Here is a 14,700-nt window from a genome sequence, read left to right as displayed (position 1 = left end):
AGATTAGCGAGATGCTTTCTTAGTTTCTCAAGTCATATAGATACATGACTGTTCAAGAGCTACTGCTTCAGGCCCTAGTATTGGGCTTCCTAGGTCTGGGGGCTGGAGTTTTAGGTGGGGTGATAGGTTTTGGTACTACGATCATCCTCATGCCAGCCTTAGTCTATTTTTATGGGCCCATTCAAGCAATTCCAGTCATTGCGATAGTTGCTACAGTCGCAAATCTCTCACGCATTTTTTTATGGTGGAGTGTCATCAACTGGAAAGTATGTTTTGTTTATAGCATCACTGCAATACCTGCAGTGATATTGGGTGTGAACACTTTAGTTAGCCTGGATGATCGACTTGTTGAAATTACCCTTGGCCTCTTTCTCATTCTGCTGATTCCAATTCGCAGATGGATGCGCCAACAGAATTTTTACCTTAAGCTGTGGCAAATGAGTTTAGTAGGCGCAGGCATTGGTTATCTGACTGGCATAGTGGCGACAACGGGCGCTATTAATACCCCATTCTTCTTGGCGTTTGGTTTAAGCAAGGGCGCCTTTCTAGGTACCGAGGCCGCCAGTACTCTCTCCATTCTATTTACCAAGGGCATTACTTTTCATCAGCTGGGGTTTTTAAATGCTACGGCAATGATTCAGGGCCTATTGATTGGCAGCTGCGTCTTAGTCGGCTCAATTTTTTCTAAAAAAATTGTTTTAGCCCTGCCAGAAAAGAAGTTTTTATTGCTGATGGAGCTGGTTATGCTGATCTCGGGGGCATCGATCTTAGCGATGTCTTTTTAAAGCAACTGTCATAAATAATTAGACCTCAAGCTAAAGTGTGAGGATATAATTTTTGTAAGCAGGAGAGTGAGGGGTAACCCTCCACCGAAGGCGCAAACTCCCATGAACGCTCAGGTATCCCACAGGAAGGTACTGCTTATGCTTAATAGCCGTCTGGAGAGTCACCATTTTTGGTGCGCCGAAGGAGCAAGCCCTAAGCTAGGCTTAGGGTGAATCTCTCAGGTATCAAGGACAGGGGGAGCGGCATCCATCCGCATAGCGCTGCTATGTGACCGGTGGACCGTTTTTGGGAGAGCTTTTATGCAAAACCTATGTCAATAATTCATTAGTAAATTTCTTGGTCTGCCGATGCGGATCCCCTTTTATATTGCTTAATAGCGATACCGCTTTTGAGCGCAAACTAGATGAGGTTAATGTATGCCAAACAAATTTGTTGAAGAAGCGCCATATCACCCTGGATATGAGGATGTAGGATTGAAGGCCGGAGCGTCTCCACTTGCTGCAGAAATTGATGAATTTAGAAAGAGTAATTCTCGTTATTTAAACTTTGCAGACGTGATTGTTGATTTCTGCGCCTCAGAGCAGAATAAAGGACACCCAGCCAAGTGATATGGTGCAAATAAGCCACCAGCAGGTGGCTTATTGATGCAAGCCTTACTTAAAGCGATAGGCTAGCGCTACAAAAAGATTGTCTTGGAATGAGCGATTCACCACGGGGCTGTTGTTAATGCCATTGCCCATCCACTTGCGTTTGCCATAGACATTGATATACCAGCTATCGATCACAGGAATCTCCACCATAATGCCTGCCAGTAGGTTGTTGGTTGCTGGCACTGAGTACGCACTATAGCCCGTGAGCTGTGATTCTCCAGGGTTAATGCCGTAGTAGTAATTGGCGTATTGATTGGATTGCCGCTCTACTCCTACTTGAGGGTAAACAACGATCTTCTGATAAGTTTCTAGTTCTGCAAAATAAAGGAGCTCATAAAGCGCTCCTTTAGATTTTCCGAAGTCATGATAGGCGTTTACAAAAAATCCACCAATCGGAGTTTCTTGAAAAGTACCTAGGCCAAGAGGTATGGGATCACTACGATTAATAGATGCACCATTAAATGGCGACTTTACTTTATAAGAATCTAAATTAATTTTTCCAATGACCTCAAGGTAGCCATAACCCATTTTGAAAGTTTTAATACCAACTTCATCAATACGCACAAAAAAGCGCTGGTAATCAAAAAAAGCGTAGGGGAGAATAAGAGATTGAGTGCCCTCGGCTCCAATATGCAGGTTTGAGGTGTATACCGCCACGCCAATATCGCCAACAATATGATCGGGTAGACTATTTGGTACATCACCCATTGCATGCAGAGGCGTCAATAGGAGTGCAATGAGAAGATGGGGTAGCGCCTTTAGAAGGAGCTTCATACCTCATTTTATGCCATTAACTTACATATAAGGCCTAAAGATCTAAATTATCTAAAGCCAATCCATCTAGATGACTTGTATCTGCCCAGCTGTCGACTTTCCAGTTGGGGCCATCGCAACTAATCCAGTTTAGCGATGCATTTGGGACTGTGATGACTCTCTGCGCATCGAGCGCTTGACTACTCGCCATTCGATACATCATCTCCAGGGCGCCTCCATGACTCACTATCAAAATCGTTTTACCGGTATATTTTTCTTGAATTTCTTTAAGCGCAGTTTTGATGCGATTTGCAAATTGCAAAATACTTTCGCCACCCCGTAATTCTTGATGAATATCTCTGCTCAGGTGTGCTTGCCAGAGCTCTGGCTCTAGAAGCGGCGCCTCACTAGTAGTAAGCCCTTGAAGGACGCCAAGATGACGCTCTCTCAGTAAGCTGTGGCTAGTGGCAGAAACAGCATATAAGCGTTCAATCGCTTGCGCAGTTTGTTTTGCTCTTTGCAAATCACTGGTGTAGAGAACATCAAATTGAAAATGGGCTTTCTGAAGGGCTTTGGCCATCTGAGCTGCTTGAGCTAACCCACGGGCATTTAGAGGAATATCGGTATAGCCTTGTAGGCGGCTTTCAGCATTCCAATCTGTTTCTCCGTGGCGCACTAAGCAAAAGCGAGTTGTAGTCATTTAGTAATCATAAGGGCTAATGATCGGTGCCATGGCTTTGCCAATACAATGACTTTTATAGATAAAGGTCGATAGTGAATAAAGAAACCAAGGGGATGCTGATTGGCTTTATTGGCATTCTGATTTTTAGTTTGACTTTGCCAGTCAGCAAGATTGCAGTTTTGAGCTTTGACCCATACTTCATTGCATTTGGGAGGGCTACGCTTGCAGGTTCGGTTGCTTTGGCCTATCTGCTATATAAAAAGGAAATCATGCCATCTAAGGCTGATTTTGCTAAGTTTGTAGTAATTGCTCTTGGGGTAATTTTCGGCTTCCCAATTTTTACGACCATCGCCATGGTCGAAGGATCTTCTTCCCATGGTGCGGTTATTTTGGGCATGATGCCCTTGGCTTCAACAGTCATTGGCGTAATTCGTTTTAAAGAAAGACCTTCCCTCGGTTTTTGGCTTGTTTCTTTATTGGGAGCAGGGTTGGTGGTAGTTTATGCCTTACTCAAAAGCTCCGGAGACTTCACCTACATAGATGGGCTATTAGTGGTCGGGGGTATTTGTGCTTGTGTCGGATATGTAGAGGGTGGAGAGCTATCCAGAAAGATGAATCCACGCTCTGTCATTTCTTGGGCGCTTGTGATTTCGCTGCCGGTCAATATCGTGATGAGCTATGTCACATTTAACACGCAGTACATTTATGCGGGCCCTACAGCCTGGTCTTGTTTTCTATACTTAAGCCTATTTTCGATGTTTATTGGCTTCTTCTTCTGGTACGAAGGGCTTGCTGTTGGTGGGATTGCGCGGGTGAGTCAAGTTCAGTTAACACAACCATTCTGCACTCTTGTAGTGGCAAGTATTTTGCTTGGTGATTCGCTCACAATCATGAATTTAGTTTTCGCCTTCTTGGTGGTCTACACTGTTGTCTTAGGAAAGAGGATGTTGGTCAAGAGGGCTTAAATGCTTTTTGATCCCCAATTAAAAAAGCCCCGATATTTCGGGGCTTGGTATTTATACAGCAACAACGGCTTGTTTCTGAATTGCTCGCAAGATCTTGCTTTTCTCTTTTGGCTTGTTGCTAGCCTCCAGCAATTTATTGAGCTGAGTAGCGTTTAATGGCCCAAGACGTGGTTTGCCTGTTTTGGTGAGCATGGGGTCGTTTTTTCTATTTCTTTGGTTTTGGCCTGCAGCCATGAGTTTTCCTAGATTGATGAAATGATGAATTCAAGAGGGATGCTCAAGAGATCCCCCTATCTAGGGCGCACAATAGTGATCACAGTTCAGAATAACAGCTTAAAAGTTCAGGCGCTATGATTAAGGCATGATTAATCTTCCAAATGTCATCTTCTCTCTGGTGATGGGTTTTCTGATGTCTTCAAGCATCACTTTTGTAACCACATTCGTACGTGATGGGCCTACAGCCAACTTCTTTTTTGCATGGATAGAAGTTTGGTCGATAGCCTATCCTGTCGCTATTGTTTGCATTTTGGTTTATAGGCCGCTTGCTAGCAATCTAACTGAAGAAATTGTTAAGAAGATTAAGTCCAGCTAGTAGTGAATAATGAGGAATGCTTTGTATGAAGATCTATGTTTCCGGAGTATTTTGTTTGGCTCTTTTGAGCGCTTGTGCAGCAGTCTATACAGATGCATCTGATGCAAATCATGTTACTTTTTTGAATAGTAGCGGCGAGTCTATTGGGCAATTAACTCAGAAGGCAAGCGACTATTGTGCGCAATACGGCAAAATTGCATCTTTTAGAAATAGTGATACACAATTGGTTGCAGTTTTTGACTGTAAGTTACCGCAGAGCAAAAGCAAATAATTAACCAGCTAAATCAGATTGATAAATTAGGCCGGCGTGTTCTCTTAGAGCGTGGAATTGAATAGATTCCCAACGTTGTTGAGCTACATCAAGCTCTGACTTATGGGAGGCGAGGAAAACCGATGCACCTACAATGTCCTCTGCCATGCGATGAATATTTTCTTGAGTAAATTTTTTCAAAGCAACAGGATCATCTGAGCTCACCCATCGAGCTAAGTTATAGCGCGCAGGCAGCAGGCGCACTTCAGCGCCATATTCGGTTTGTAGTCGATGGCTTACAACCTCAAATTGCAGCTGACCAAAAGCCCCCAGGAGCATTATTCCGCCAGCCATGGGGCGGAAGACCTGAATAGCACCTTCTTCGCCAAGTTGCATGAGACCAGTTCTGAGCTGCTTGGAGCGCAAGGGATCTGCGGATTCAACCATGCGAAAAATTTCAGGGGCAAAAAACGGCAGACCAGTAAATTGCAGCTGCTCACCTTCAGTAAGTGTGTCACCCAAGCGCAGCAATCCATGATTCGGTAGGCCAATAATGTCGCCCGGAAATGCTTCGTCCAAAATATCACGTCTTTGCGAAAGAAAAGATAATGCATTGTTGGTGCGTACTTCTTTGTTATTACGACAAATCTTTAATTTCATACCGCGCTGAAAATGCCCTGAACAGATACGTAAAAATGCTACGCGGTCACGATGTGCTGGGTCCATATTGGCTTGAATCTTAAAAACTACGGCAGAGAATTTATTTTCAGCAGGACTGACTTCTCGTTGAAGCGCTTTACGTGATCCCGGTGATGGCGCAAGTTCAACTAGCGTATTTAAGATTTCTCGCACGCCAAAATTATTAATAGCTGAGCCAAAAAATACTGGGGACTGGCGGCCTGCTAGGAAGGCTTCGCGATCAAACGCAGGCATAGCTTCTTTAATCAGCGCTACTTCTGCCAAGGCGCTTTCTAGATCGGAGCCTAGACGTTCTTTAAGTGCTGGATCATTTACGTCAATTACAGCATGAGAGTCTTCAGTAACGCGATCTTCACCTGCTTTGAACATACGCATGCGCATATTGGCGATATCAATGACGCCTGCAAAAGATTTACCCATGCCTACTGGCCAGGTAAAGGGTACAACCTCGATCCCAAGAGCAGTCTCAATTTCGTCTATTAATTCCATGGGAGGCTTTACTTCGCGATCCATCTTATTAATGAAGGTGACAATAGGCGTGTTGCGAGCACGACAGACTTCAAGTAGGCGCAAGGTTTGTGATTCGACACCATTGGCCGCATCAATCACCATCAAGGCAGAATCTACTGCTGTTAAAACGCGGTAAGTATCTTCAGAAAAATCTTGGTGGCCTGGGGTATCAAGTAGATTGATGATGCAGTCACGGTATTCCATCTGCATCACAGAGCTTGCGACAGAGATACCGCGCTGCTTCTCAATTTCCATCCAGTCAGAGGTTGCGTGCCGACTTGCTTTGCGGGCTTTAACGCTACCAGCAATTTGGATTGCACCAGCGTAAAGTAATAATTTTTCAGTGAGCGTGGTCTTGCCAGCATCTGGGTGAGAAATGATGGCAAAGCTGCGGCGTCTTAATACTTCTGCTGCTGGAGTGCTGGAGGTAGTGGTATCGATGGTAATTCTGCGCTTATTAATCTAGTTTGGACGCAATTATAAGCGTGTGGACTTATTTAGAATTGCTCTTCTGGCCTTACAAATCGCCATTGTCCTGGGGGCAGGGGCCCCAATGAAATCCGACCTATTCTGACGCGCTTCAAACCAATGACCTTGAGTCCAACCATTTCACACATTCTACGAATCTGACGCTTGCGCCCCTCGCGTAATACAAAGCGGAGTTGATCTTCATTTTGCCAGCTCACCTGTGCGGGCTTGAGCGTGACCCCATCCAAAGATAGACCATGTTTAAGACGATCCAAGTCTTCAAAAGAAAGCGCGCCTTCAACGCGAACTAAGTATTCTTTTTCAATGGGACTATTTTCGCCAATCAATAATTTAGCGATTCGACCATCCTGGGTTAGTACCAGCAATCCAGTGGAGTCGATATCTAGCCTGCCTGCAGGTGCCAGACCTTTAGTGTTGAATCGGGGATTTCGGCCTTTATCAAGCGGGCTAGCAAAGTAGTTATCGGGCGTAATTAAAGAGGCGGCTGGTTGGTATTCTTGCTCATCATCAAAGTGCGAGATATAGCCAACAGGTTTATTCAGAATGACAGTAATACGAGAAGCTTGCTGGACTTTGGCACCAGATTGCAATTCAATCTTTTGATGGCGATAAGCGCGCACACCAAGCTCGTTGACCACTTCGCCATCTACGGTGACTAAGCCTTGCTCAATATAGGAGTCTGCTTCACGACGTGAACATAGCCCCAGCTCAGACAATAGTTTCGAAACACGTACTTTATCTTCCATGCCTATATTATCGGGCAATTGTGCGAAATAGGCGCTAAAGCAACTTTTTAGATAGATGGGTCGTAAGGGTTGGTTTTATTGCCGGGAGGATTTTTAAACCGCTTATGGACCCAATAGTATTCAGCGGGACGAAGGCGAATTTCTTTTTCAAAATATTGGTTTAAGCGAGCAGTGTCTGTTTTAGGATCGACCCCAGGAAAGTCTTGCAAGGGTTCTTTGATTTCACAAAGGTAGCCAGACTCATCCGCCTTTAGAGTGGTGGTCATCATACAAACATCAGCACCCGTAATCTTTGCTAAACGAGATACCGTAGTAACGGTATTGGTTTCAATCCCAAAGAAGGGGACAAACTCAGAGTCTTTTGTGCCAAGATCAATGTCTGGGGCAATGATGATGAAATCTCCATTGCGAATTTCTCGAATGATTTGTTTCGAGTTACCCTGCCGATCAATTGAGTTTCCGCCAAAACGATTGCGCCATTCAATAATTTTTTGGTTGAAGAATGGACTTTTCATTCTCTGAAAAAATCCTGAAGTGCGAGGCCAATGATGCTGTTTTGCAAGCGCACTCAAAATGATGCTGCCTTCAATTCCAGTGAAATGCATATTGACTAAAATTCGAGGCTTTCTACTCGTTAGATCAACGGCGGATTTCACCTCAATCATGTCACTCAGCTGTTTTTTACTGCCCAACCAAATAATGCTTTTCTCAACTAGGCTGCGACCAAGCAAGCGCCAGTGTTGCTTGGTCAAAAGATCAATTTCGCTTGTATTGAGCTCCGGGAAGCATAGATGTAGATTTGTTTTTACTACCCGGTTTCGGTCTCCAGGAATGTTTGCGGCGATATAGCCCAAACCATATCCAATGGACACTAAAAGCTTATAGGGCAGGATGGATAGTAGCTTAAGAAAGGCAACTACTAAATGATTAGCAAGAGATTTGAGCAAATGCGATTTACTCAGCGTCGTAACGAGTTAAGGTTTTTTTGTAGCACACTTCCATCTCTTCAATTGAGCTGCAGGACATTCCTAAATCTTTAACGATTCCTGTATCAAGACGATATGCCCAGCCGTGTACTGTGAGGTCTTGGCCGCGGGCCCAAGCATCTTGAACAATGGTGGTCTCGCACACATTAACCGCTTGTTCAATCACATTCAATTCACACAAACGATCTTGGCGTTTGGGTGTAGGTAACACTTCTCCCAAATAGCGTTCATGTTTTTGATGAACGTCTTTAACGTGCCGCAACCAATTGTCAGCAAGGCCTACGCGACGATCACTAAGTGCCGCATGCACGCCAGCACAACCATAATGCCCAACTACTATGATATGTTTTACTTTCAGCAAGTCAGTGGCGAACTGAATAACAGATAAACAATTTAAGTCGGTATGAACAACAACGTTAGCAACATTGCGATGAACAAAAAGCTCGCCGGGCATCAGATCAACAATTTCATTGGCCGGTACGCGGCTATCAGCGCAACCAATCCAGAGGTATTCTGGAGCCTGTTGATTTACTAAGCGTTTAAAGAAATCAGGATCTTTGGCAATCATCCCTTCAGCCCAGTCGCGATTGCTTGCAAATAGGTGATCTAGCGTTTTGGAGCTCTTCATAATCATGGTTTAAGTTTAAAGTACTTTAATGACACCTATTTGGTTAAAACAAACCCCCAACGGAATTACGTTGAATCTGCATTGTCAGCCTGGTGCAAAGATCACTAAAGTGGTGGGCTTGCATGATGGCTATCTCAAAATTTCTCTTCAGGCTCCCGCCTCAGAAAACAAGGCCAATGAGCTGCTATTGGCCTGGCTTTCGAAGCAGTTAAAGGTGCCCCAAAAGCAGATTCAGTTCATTTCTGGACAAAATAGCAGGCAGAAGAGGCTTGAAGTCTGGGGCCCTATTAGCCCCGAACAAATCATTCAGGCCCTTAAACCCTAAGCCTTCAGAACATCGCATATTAATTCCTGAAATTAAGACCCGTTTGCCTACCCAACAAATATCAAGAGCAGAGGCTCCAAAACTGAATAAGAGGATGTGAAAAATTTGTGTGGAACTTGCCGATGTCCTGTAAGCGCCCGCAATTTAATTTGTCTGTAGAACACTAATAGACTATTTCTTACTCGGGGATGCTCATATACTTGATGAGGTTAGGTTTAGATGCCCCGCCAGGGTTGATGTGAACATAGATCAAGGATGATCGTATGAATAGGTTTACAAAGTGGCTCTTAAGCCTTGTTTTAATTGGGTTAGTGGGTATTTCTGTCTATACTTGGATCATGCTAACTTGGAGCTATGGAAGCGGCGAAAGAGCGGGATATATACAAAAATTCTCCAACCGAGGCTATTTATGCAAAACCTGGGAAGGTGAGTTGGCCATGGTTTCAATGCCTGGCACCATGTCAGAAAAATTCCTCTTTACGGTGCGTGAAGATGCTGTGGCGCAAAAAATAAATGCTAATCTAGGTAAAAAAGTAGCTCTAAAATACGAACAGCACATTGGTTTGCCAACAAGCTGTTTTGGGGATACTGAATATTTTGTTTCCGATATAGTCGTTTTGGATGATTAATTTGTAGTAGTAATAAAAAATTAATGTAACGCAGATTTATTTTTGTAATTTTTTGTGGTTAAAATCATGTAAGCGTAATGTGCGCTGACATCAATATCTATAAGGAGCTTCACTTGAACAAAGCCGAACTAATCGCAGCAATTGCTGACGACGCCGAGATCTCTAAAGCAAAGGCTGAATTTGCACTGAATTCTGCTATCGACACAATTATCAAGGCTGTTACTAAAGGCGACTCAGTACAACTGATCGGTTTCGGGACATTCTCATCTGGTAAACGTGCTGCGCGTATGGGCCGCAATCCAAAAACTGGTGAGCCACTCAAAATCGCCGCCGCTAAAACTGTTAAGTTTTCAGCTGGCAAAGCATTTAAAGACTCAGTTAACAAACGTAAGAAGTAATTTCTTCTTTGTTGATAAAAAAGCCCGGTATGCCGGGCTTTTTTATTTCCTGAAGAATTTACATCATCACAGTAGTAGTTTTGAATTAGCTCTGTACTAGGCGACGATGGCGATGAATGCTCATCAATATGCCTGCCCCAAACCCAAGAGTAACCAAGGCGGTACCGCCATAACTAATAAAGGGTAGCGGAACTCCAACAACCGGTAGTAAGCCACTGACCATGCCAATGTTCACAAACGCATAAGTAAAGAAAATGAGAGTTACAGCAGCGCCTAGCAAGCGCGTAAATAAGTTTGGCGCACTTGCTGAGATTGCTAAGCCTCTTTTAATCAATGCAAAGAACAAAGCAATTAATATCAAATTGCCAAGTAAGCCAAACTCTTCCGAAAAAACTGCAAATACAAAGTCAGTATGTTTTTCTGGAATAAACTCCAAATGTGCTTGGGTCCCTTGAAACCAGCCCTTACCAAAAAATCCACCAGAGCCGATTGCAATCATCGACTGGATGGTATGAAAGCCTTTTCCAAGGGGGTCGCTATTGGGGTCTAGCAAAGTACAAACACGATGCTTTTGATAGTTATGTACAAGGGGCCAGACAACATCATTCGCACAAATTGTGCTGCCAAAAATGATAATGAGCAGAATACCGATAACACCAATGCCCACAAAAGGTAGAATCCACTTCCATGGTAGGCCGGCTAGGATGATGACGTAAAGACCAGCCGCAAAAACGAGGAGTGCAGTACCTAAATCTGGCTGACGTGCTATTAGGAAGACTGGAATAGCCAAAATAATTGCCGCTACTGCGTAGTCCCAGGCCGTCTGAATGCCTTCGCGCTTTTGGAAGTACCACGCAAGCATCAGCGGCATTGCAATTTTCATGATTTCAGATGGCTGAATCACAATGCCAATGTTGAGCCAGCGACGCGCGCCTTTTTTAATTAATCCAAATACAGCTACCGCAATCAATAGTGCAACACCAAAGCCATAAATCCAAACAGCGCCCATCTCTAACCACTTGGGTGGAATGCGAGAAACAATCCACATCACCATGAATGAGAGCGCTAGATTGCGTAACTCATCAGCGATTTGTACGGGGGTATTTTGGCTTGCAGATAAAAATGTAAAAAAGCCAATAGCTGCTAATCCAAGCAAAATAAGGCCTAGCTGGCGATCTAGCCCAGCAAATATGCTGAAGAACACACTTTTAATTTTGTTTAAGGGGCTCTTTTCCACTCGGGAATCTCCTTAGGCCATTTGCCCTCAATGTAGTAGTCCAATGCTTTACGCGCAATCGGTGCAGCCCATTGCGCACCAAAGCCTGCATTTTCAACCACCATAGCAATGACGATGGTGGGTTTGTCTGCGGGGGCAAACGCAATATATAAAGCATGATCTCGCAAGAATTCTGCTGTAGAGCTGTGCTTATATTCTTTTGAGTTCAGGCTAAAGACTTGAGCGGTACCAGTCTTACCTCCAGCAACGTATCCCGCACCCTTAAAAGCTGCTGTACCTGTTCCAGAAACATTTACCTCAACCATCGCTTTTTTGATGAGCTCAATATTTTCTGGGTTCAGCGCGATGCGATAGCTTTCTTTTGGCGTAGTTAAGACCCTATTACGAGTAAATGGATCTTCAATTGCTTTTACTAAGTGGGGCTTCATCACAATGCCGTTATTCGCTACGTTTGCCATTGCGTGTGCCAATTGCAAAATGGTGAAGGCGTTATACCCTTGGCCAATACCCAAAGAAATCGTTTCACCTTCGTACCATTTTTGCTGCTCAGGCTTTTTGAAGGTATTTTTTTTCCACTCGGTTGATGGCAATACGCCTCTAGATTCACCTTGTAAATCAATGCCAGTGATCTGACCAAAGCCCAATGGCTTCATGAAGTCATGCATCATATTGACGCCCATATCGCGAGCAAGAAGGTAGTAATACGTATCACAAGATTCAACAATTGACTTTTGCATATCAACGATGCCGTGACCACCTTTCTTATCATCGCGGAAGGTGTGATTACCAAAATCAAAAAAGCCTGGATCAGAAATTGTTTGCGAAGGCGTACGCTTTTGAGTCTCCAAAGCAGCTAGCGCCATAAAAGGCTTATAGGTTGATCCTGGAGGATAAATACCTTTGAGTGGACGGTTATAGAGCGGTTTCTGGGGAGAGTCATTAAGCTCTTTCCAGGTTACCGAGTCAATGCCTTCAACGAAATCATTGGGATTGAAGTTAGGTTTGGAGACAAATGCCAAGATATCGCCAGTTTCAGGTTCTATTGCAACAAAAGCGCCGCGGAAATTGCCATAGAGTTGCTCTACTAAGTACTGTAATTTGATATCAACAGAGAGCACAACATTTTTACCGGGTACTGAGGGCGAGCTAGAAAGTGTCCTTACAGGTTTTCCGCCGGCAGTAATTTCTACTTGATCATATCCAGGCACACCCCGCAGAACAGTTTCGTAGCTTTGCTCTAAACCAATCTTGCCAACGTATTGAATGCCCGATAAAAAAGAAGCTTGCAATGCATCTGGGTCATCCACTTTAGCCCCCTCGATTTCAGCTTGCATGCGCTCCTTATCCTTTTGAGAAACCCGACCAATATAGCCAATCAGATGAGAGCCTAACTCGTTATAGGGATACTCTCGAAAGCTTCTGGCGCGGATCTCTACCCCTGGAAAACGATATCGATTCGCCATAAAACGTGCAGTTTCGGCCTCATTGAGCATGGAGCGCAAAGGAAATGTACCCATATTTCTGGAGTCTTCTAGGTAGCGTTTGAAATTACGCCGATCCTTGGGCGAAATATCCACAATTTCAGAAAGCTCGTTAATCAGTTGGTCAACATTGCCCTTAAGCTGTTCAGCGTTGACGTCCAGGGTGAGTGCAGAGTAGTTTCGGCCAATTACGATACCGTTGCGATCAATGAGCAGGCCGCGATTGGCTGGGGCAGGCACTAGAGCGATACGATTACTTTCGGCTAGCAAAGCATACTTGCCGTGGCTAAAAAGCTGTAGCCATACCAAGCGAGTGACTAAAAGCAAAAAACAAAATGTGACGAACAAAGTCGCAATATGGATGCGCTCTTGAAATGAGTCGAGGTTTGGTTTTTTAAAAGAAACCATACAGCTTCTTAGAGCGGCCGATTAGGGTCGACGTCAATGGGACGACGTTGAGGCGCCAACAATATGCGGGTTGCTAGCGGCCAAAGCATCGCCTCAATAATGGCCTGAATAGTGCCTGTTAAAGCCCACCAATAAATATCTCCGCTGAGTACCCAGTGCGCTAAGACTGGAAATAAAGAAACTAGCAAGAAGATCGGCAGTAAATGGAGTGCTTGCGATAGAACGGCCAGCGCCACAATCCGCCTATGCCAAGAGATGGCTATATATGCAACTAGTGCATAGCTAAAGGCATGCAGACCCAAAAGATCGGAGTTGTGGACATCTATTAACAGTCCTAAGCTAAACGCCCATATCACCCCAACATAACGATGTTGATGAATATTCCAAAACACAATACAAAGAATGAGCCAGTCTGGTACCCATCCATAGTTGCCAATTGGCAAAAGATTTAATAGCAGCGCACAAAACAGGCTGAAATAAATGAAGGCCGGATTGACCGGACGCAATATATAGCCGCTTTGGAAATCAATCATTGCATTCCTCGCGCACGAGTTTGGCGACGGCCAGGAGTATTGGTTGTTGCCGGACCAGTACTTGATGTATTGTTAATCGTTGGTGCTTTAGCGTCGAACTGCGGATCATACAAAAAAGCTAATGCTTGGCGATAGCGATTCACTGCGGCCACTGGTACGCAAAATACATTAGATGAGTTTTTATCGGCATTGCGTTCAATTTTGCTAATGACCGCAACAGCAAATCCTGGTGGATAGACGCCATCGATTCCGGAGGTTAACAATATATCGCCAACCTCTAGATCGCTGGCGACGGGCAAATAGCGCAGTTCCAATGGGTTACCACGTCCCGCCCCAAAAACAGCAGCACGCAAGCCATTGCGGGCGACTTGAACGGGCACAGCAAAGTCTCTATCCTCCAGCAAGGAGACCTCAGCAGAGCGCTCATAGAGGCGAACTACTTGGCCAAGGACGCCGGAATCATTGGCAATGGGGTTACCAAGCTTTAAGCCATCATTGCTGCCACGGTTGATCACAATGCGCTGTGAAATGGGATTGGGCGGATTAAACAGAATTTCTACTGGCAGAGTTTTGAAGGGCACTTGTTTTTGTAGTGCCATCAACTCGCGTAAATTTTGATTCTCTATCATTAAGAACTCGGATTGATTGGCAAGCAATGAGAGTTCTGCTTGGCGCACTTTCATTACCTGATTTTCTTGATCAAGCGTCGAGCGAGTGGTGAAATATTCTGAAGCCGCTTCGAAAGTATTGCGAGGCGCCATCATGACATATTCAAGCGGGCGCAAAAGCCAGTTCAGATTATTCCGAATCGGATCAAGCGCCTTAAAACGAAAATCAATCAGCATCAGAGCGATGCTGATTGACAGACAGACAATCAGTTTAAGTAAGGCCGGAATGCCCTGTCTGAAAAGTGGTGGAGCGCTATGTTGCAATTCCCTGATCGACGTGTATGT

At 44.5% G+C, this 14,700-nt stretch carries 19 protein-coding genes and 2 riboswitches; of the genes, 8 read left to right on the top strand and 11 right to left on the bottom strand.

Annotated features, from left to right (window positions below):
* Window positions 1-44: 44 nt before the first annotated feature.
* Both ICN31_RS08745 and ICN31_RS08740 read left to right on the top strand, forming a co-directional pair.
* A complete protein-coding gene (locus tag ICN31_RS08745; RefSeq protein ID WP_088525530.1) occupies window positions 45-785 on the top strand; it encodes a sulfite exporter TauE/SafE family protein in 741 nt (246 codons plus the stop codon).
* A 49-nt stretch (window positions 786-834) separates the two neighbouring features.
* Window positions 835-926, top strand: a riboswitch (glycine riboswitch).
* Between the two features lie 2 nt (window positions 927-928).
* Window positions 929-1,030: riboswitch (glycine riboswitch) on the top strand.
* A 172-nt stretch (window positions 1,031-1,202) separates the two neighbouring features.
* A complete protein-coding gene (locus ICN31_RS08740) occupies window positions 1,203-1,394 on the top strand; it encodes a hypothetical protein (protein ID WP_088525529.1) in 192 nt (63 codons plus the stop codon).
* A gap of 45 nt (window positions 1,395-1,439) precedes the next feature.
* Here ICN31_RS08740 and ICN31_RS08735 read toward each other — a convergent pair whose 3' ends face one another.
* Complete coding sequence (locus ICN31_RS08735; RefSeq protein WP_216260507.1) at window positions 1,440-2,210, bottom strand: MipA/OmpV family protein; 771 nt, start codon at window positions 2,208-2,210, stop codon at window positions 1,440-1,442.
* A gap of 34 nt (window positions 2,211-2,244) precedes the next feature.
* The gene (locus ICN31_RS08730) at window positions 2,245-2,889 is read right to left on the bottom strand and encodes a histidine phosphatase family protein (protein ID WP_216260505.1); all 645 of its coding nucleotides are present in this window, start codon (window positions 2,887-2,889) and stop codon (window positions 2,245-2,247) included.
* A gap of 74 nt (window positions 2,890-2,963) precedes the next feature.
* Here ICN31_RS08730 and ICN31_RS08725 point away from each other — a divergent pair, with 74 nt between their 5' ends.
* Window positions 2,964-3,836 (top strand): DMT family transporter, encoded by an 873-nt coding sequence (locus ICN31_RS08725; RefSeq protein WP_216260503.1) that lies wholly within the window; start codon window positions 2,964-2,966, stop codon window positions 3,834-3,836.
* A 51-nt stretch (window positions 3,837-3,887) separates the two neighbouring features.
* On the opposite strand, the gene ICN31_RS08720 is transcribed toward ICN31_RS08725, so the two are convergent.
* Window positions 3,888-4,070, bottom strand: coding sequence for a hypothetical protein (locus tag ICN31_RS08720; protein WP_216260499.1), 183 nt, complete (start codon window positions 4,068-4,070; stop codon window positions 3,888-3,890).
* 127 nt (window positions 4,071-4,197) lie between these two features.
* On the opposite strand from ICN31_RS08720, the gene ICN31_RS08715 reads away from it, so the two are divergent.
* Both ICN31_RS08715 and ICN31_RS08710 read left to right on the top strand, forming a co-directional pair.
* Complete coding sequence (locus ICN31_RS08715) at window positions 4,198-4,428, top strand: DUF2798 domain-containing protein (RefSeq protein WP_216260497.1); 231 nt, start codon at window positions 4,198-4,200, stop codon at window positions 4,426-4,428.
* 25 nt (window positions 4,429-4,453) lie between these two features.
* Window positions 4,454-4,699 (top strand): hypothetical protein, encoded by a 246-nt coding sequence (locus tag ICN31_RS08710; protein ID WP_216260495.1) that lies wholly within the window; start codon window positions 4,454-4,456, stop codon window positions 4,697-4,699.
* Here ICN31_RS08710 and ICN31_RS08705 read toward each other — a convergent pair whose 3' ends face one another.
* From ICN31_RS08705 to can, 4 genes are read right to left on the bottom strand one after another with little or no spacing between them, the layout of a single operon-like run.
* Window positions 4,700-6,328 (bottom strand): peptide chain release factor 3, encoded by a 1,629-nt coding sequence (locus ICN31_RS08705; protein WP_216260865.1) that lies wholly within the window; start codon window positions 6,326-6,328, stop codon window positions 4,700-4,702.
* A 56-nt stretch (window positions 6,329-6,384) separates the two neighbouring features.
* A complete protein-coding gene (locus ICN31_RS08700; protein ID WP_088525521.1) occupies window positions 6,385-7,122 on the bottom strand; it encodes a pseudouridine synthase in 738 nt (245 codons plus the stop codon).
* A 47-nt stretch (window positions 7,123-7,169) separates the two neighbouring features.
* Entirely contained in the window at window positions 7,170-8,069 is a 900-nt protein-coding gene (locus ICN31_RS08695; protein ID WP_216260493.1) for a lipid A biosynthesis acyltransferase, read from the bottom strand.
* A 7-nt stretch (window positions 8,070-8,076) separates the two neighbouring features.
* On the bottom strand, window positions 8,077-8,742 hold the full coding sequence (gene can, locus ICN31_RS08690; RefSeq protein ID WP_216260490.1) for a carbonate dehydratase: 666 nt from the start codon (window positions 8,740-8,742) through the stop codon (window positions 8,077-8,079).
* Window positions 8,743-8,764: 22 nt separating this feature from the next.
* On the opposite strand from can, the gene ICN31_RS08685 reads away from it, so the two are divergent.
* From ICN31_RS08685 to ICN31_RS08675, 3 genes are all read left to right on the top strand, one after another.
* Window positions 8,765-9,061 (top strand): DUF167 domain-containing protein, encoded by a 297-nt coding sequence (locus ICN31_RS08685; RefSeq protein WP_216260488.1) that lies wholly within the window; start codon window positions 8,765-8,767, stop codon window positions 9,059-9,061.
* 263 nt (window positions 9,062-9,324) lie between these two features.
* The gene (locus ICN31_RS08680) at window positions 9,325-9,690 is read left to right on the top strand and encodes a hypothetical protein (protein WP_216260486.1); all 366 of its coding nucleotides are present in this window, start codon (window positions 9,325-9,327) and stop codon (window positions 9,688-9,690) included.
* A 113-nt stretch (window positions 9,691-9,803) separates the two neighbouring features.
* Window positions 9,804-10,088 carry an HU family DNA-binding protein gene (locus tag ICN31_RS08675; RefSeq protein WP_169709856.1) on the top strand — a complete coding sequence of 95 codons (285 nt, stop codon included), beginning with the start codon at window positions 9,804-9,806 and terminating at the stop codon, window positions 10,086-10,088.
* 85 nt (window positions 10,089-10,173) lie between these two features.
* On the opposite strand, the gene rodA is transcribed toward ICN31_RS08675, so the two are convergent.
* The 4 genes from rodA to mreC are packed head-to-tail and all read right to left on the bottom strand — an operon-like array spanning window position 10,174 to window position 14,679.
* Entirely contained in the window at window positions 10,174-11,325 is a 1,152-nt protein-coding gene (rodA, locus tag ICN31_RS08670; RefSeq protein WP_216260485.1) for a rod shape-determining protein RodA, read from the bottom strand.
* Window positions 11,307-13,214 carry a penicillin-binding protein 2 gene (mrdA, locus tag ICN31_RS08665; protein WP_216260483.1) on the bottom strand — a complete coding sequence of 636 codons (1,908 nt, stop codon included), beginning with the start codon at window positions 13,212-13,214 and terminating at the stop codon, window positions 11,307-11,309. Before mrdA ends, rodA begins: the two co-directional genes overlap by 19 nt.
* 8 nt (window positions 13,215-13,222) lie before the next feature.
* Window positions 13,223-13,747 (bottom strand): rod shape-determining protein MreD, encoded by a 525-nt coding sequence (gene mreD / locus ICN31_RS08660; RefSeq protein ID WP_216260480.1) that lies wholly within the window; start codon window positions 13,745-13,747, stop codon window positions 13,223-13,225.
* A complete protein-coding gene (gene mreC, locus ICN31_RS08655) occupies window positions 13,744-14,679 on the bottom strand; it encodes a rod shape-determining protein MreC (RefSeq protein ID WP_216260478.1) in 936 nt (311 codons plus the stop codon). Before mreC ends, mreD begins: the two co-directional genes overlap by 4 nt.
* Between the last annotated feature and the right edge of the window lie 21 nt (window positions 14,680-14,700).

The organism is Polynucleobacter sp. UB-Piko-W3, from assembly GCF_018881635.1.
GTDB lineage: Bacteria > Pseudomonadota > Gammaproteobacteria > Burkholderiales > Burkholderiaceae > Polynucleobacter.
Note: the sequence above shows the minus strand (reverse complement) of the source record. Positions and strands in the feature narration are given on the sequence as shown.

Coding starts and splice junctions, on each gene's coding strand:
- ICN31_RS08745 (WP_088525530.1), top strand. CDS start 45: ATGACTGTTCAAGAGCTACTGCTTCAGGCCCTAGTATTGGGCTTCCTA.
- ICN31_RS08740 (WP_088525529.1), top strand. CDS start 1,203: ATGCCAAACAAATTTGTTGAAGAAGCGCCATATCACCCTGGATATGAG.
- ICN31_RS08735 (WP_216260507.1), bottom strand. CDS start 2,210: ATGAAGCTCCTTCTAAAGGCGCTACCCCATCTTCTCATTGCACTCCTA.
- ICN31_RS08730 (WP_216260505.1), bottom strand. CDS start 2,889: ATGACTACAACTCGCTTTTGCTTAGTGCGCCACGGAGAAACAGATTGG.
- ICN31_RS08720 (WP_216260499.1), bottom strand. CDS start 4,070: ATGGCTGCAGGCCAAAACCAAAGAAATAGAAAAAACGACCCCATGCTC.
- ICN31_RS08715 (WP_216260497.1), top strand. CDS start 4,198: ATGATTAATCTTCCAAATGTCATCTTCTCTCTGGTGATGGGTTTTCTG.
- ICN31_RS08710 (WP_216260495.1), top strand. CDS start 4,454: ATGAAGATCTATGTTTCCGGAGTATTTTGTTTGGCTCTTTTGAGCGCT.
- ICN31_RS08700 (WP_088525521.1), bottom strand. CDS start 7,122: ATGGAAGATAAAGTACGTGTTTCGAAACTATTGTCTGAGCTGGGGCTA.
- can (WP_216260490.1), bottom strand. CDS start 8,742: ATGATTATGAAGAGCTCCAAAACGCTAGATCACCTATTTGCAAGCAAT.
- ICN31_RS08685 (WP_216260488.1), top strand. CDS start 8,765: ATGACACCTATTTGGTTAAAACAAACCCCCAACGGAATTACGTTGAAT.
- ICN31_RS08680 (WP_216260486.1), top strand. CDS start 9,325: ATGAATAGGTTTACAAAGTGGCTCTTAAGCCTTGTTTTAATTGGGTTA.
- mrdA (WP_216260483.1), bottom strand. CDS start 13,214: ATGGTTTCTTTTAAAAAACCAAACCTCGACTCATTTCAAGAGCGCATC.
- mreD (WP_216260480.1), bottom strand. CDS start 13,747: ATGATTGATTTCCAAAGCGGCTATATATTGCGTCCGGTCAATCCGGCC.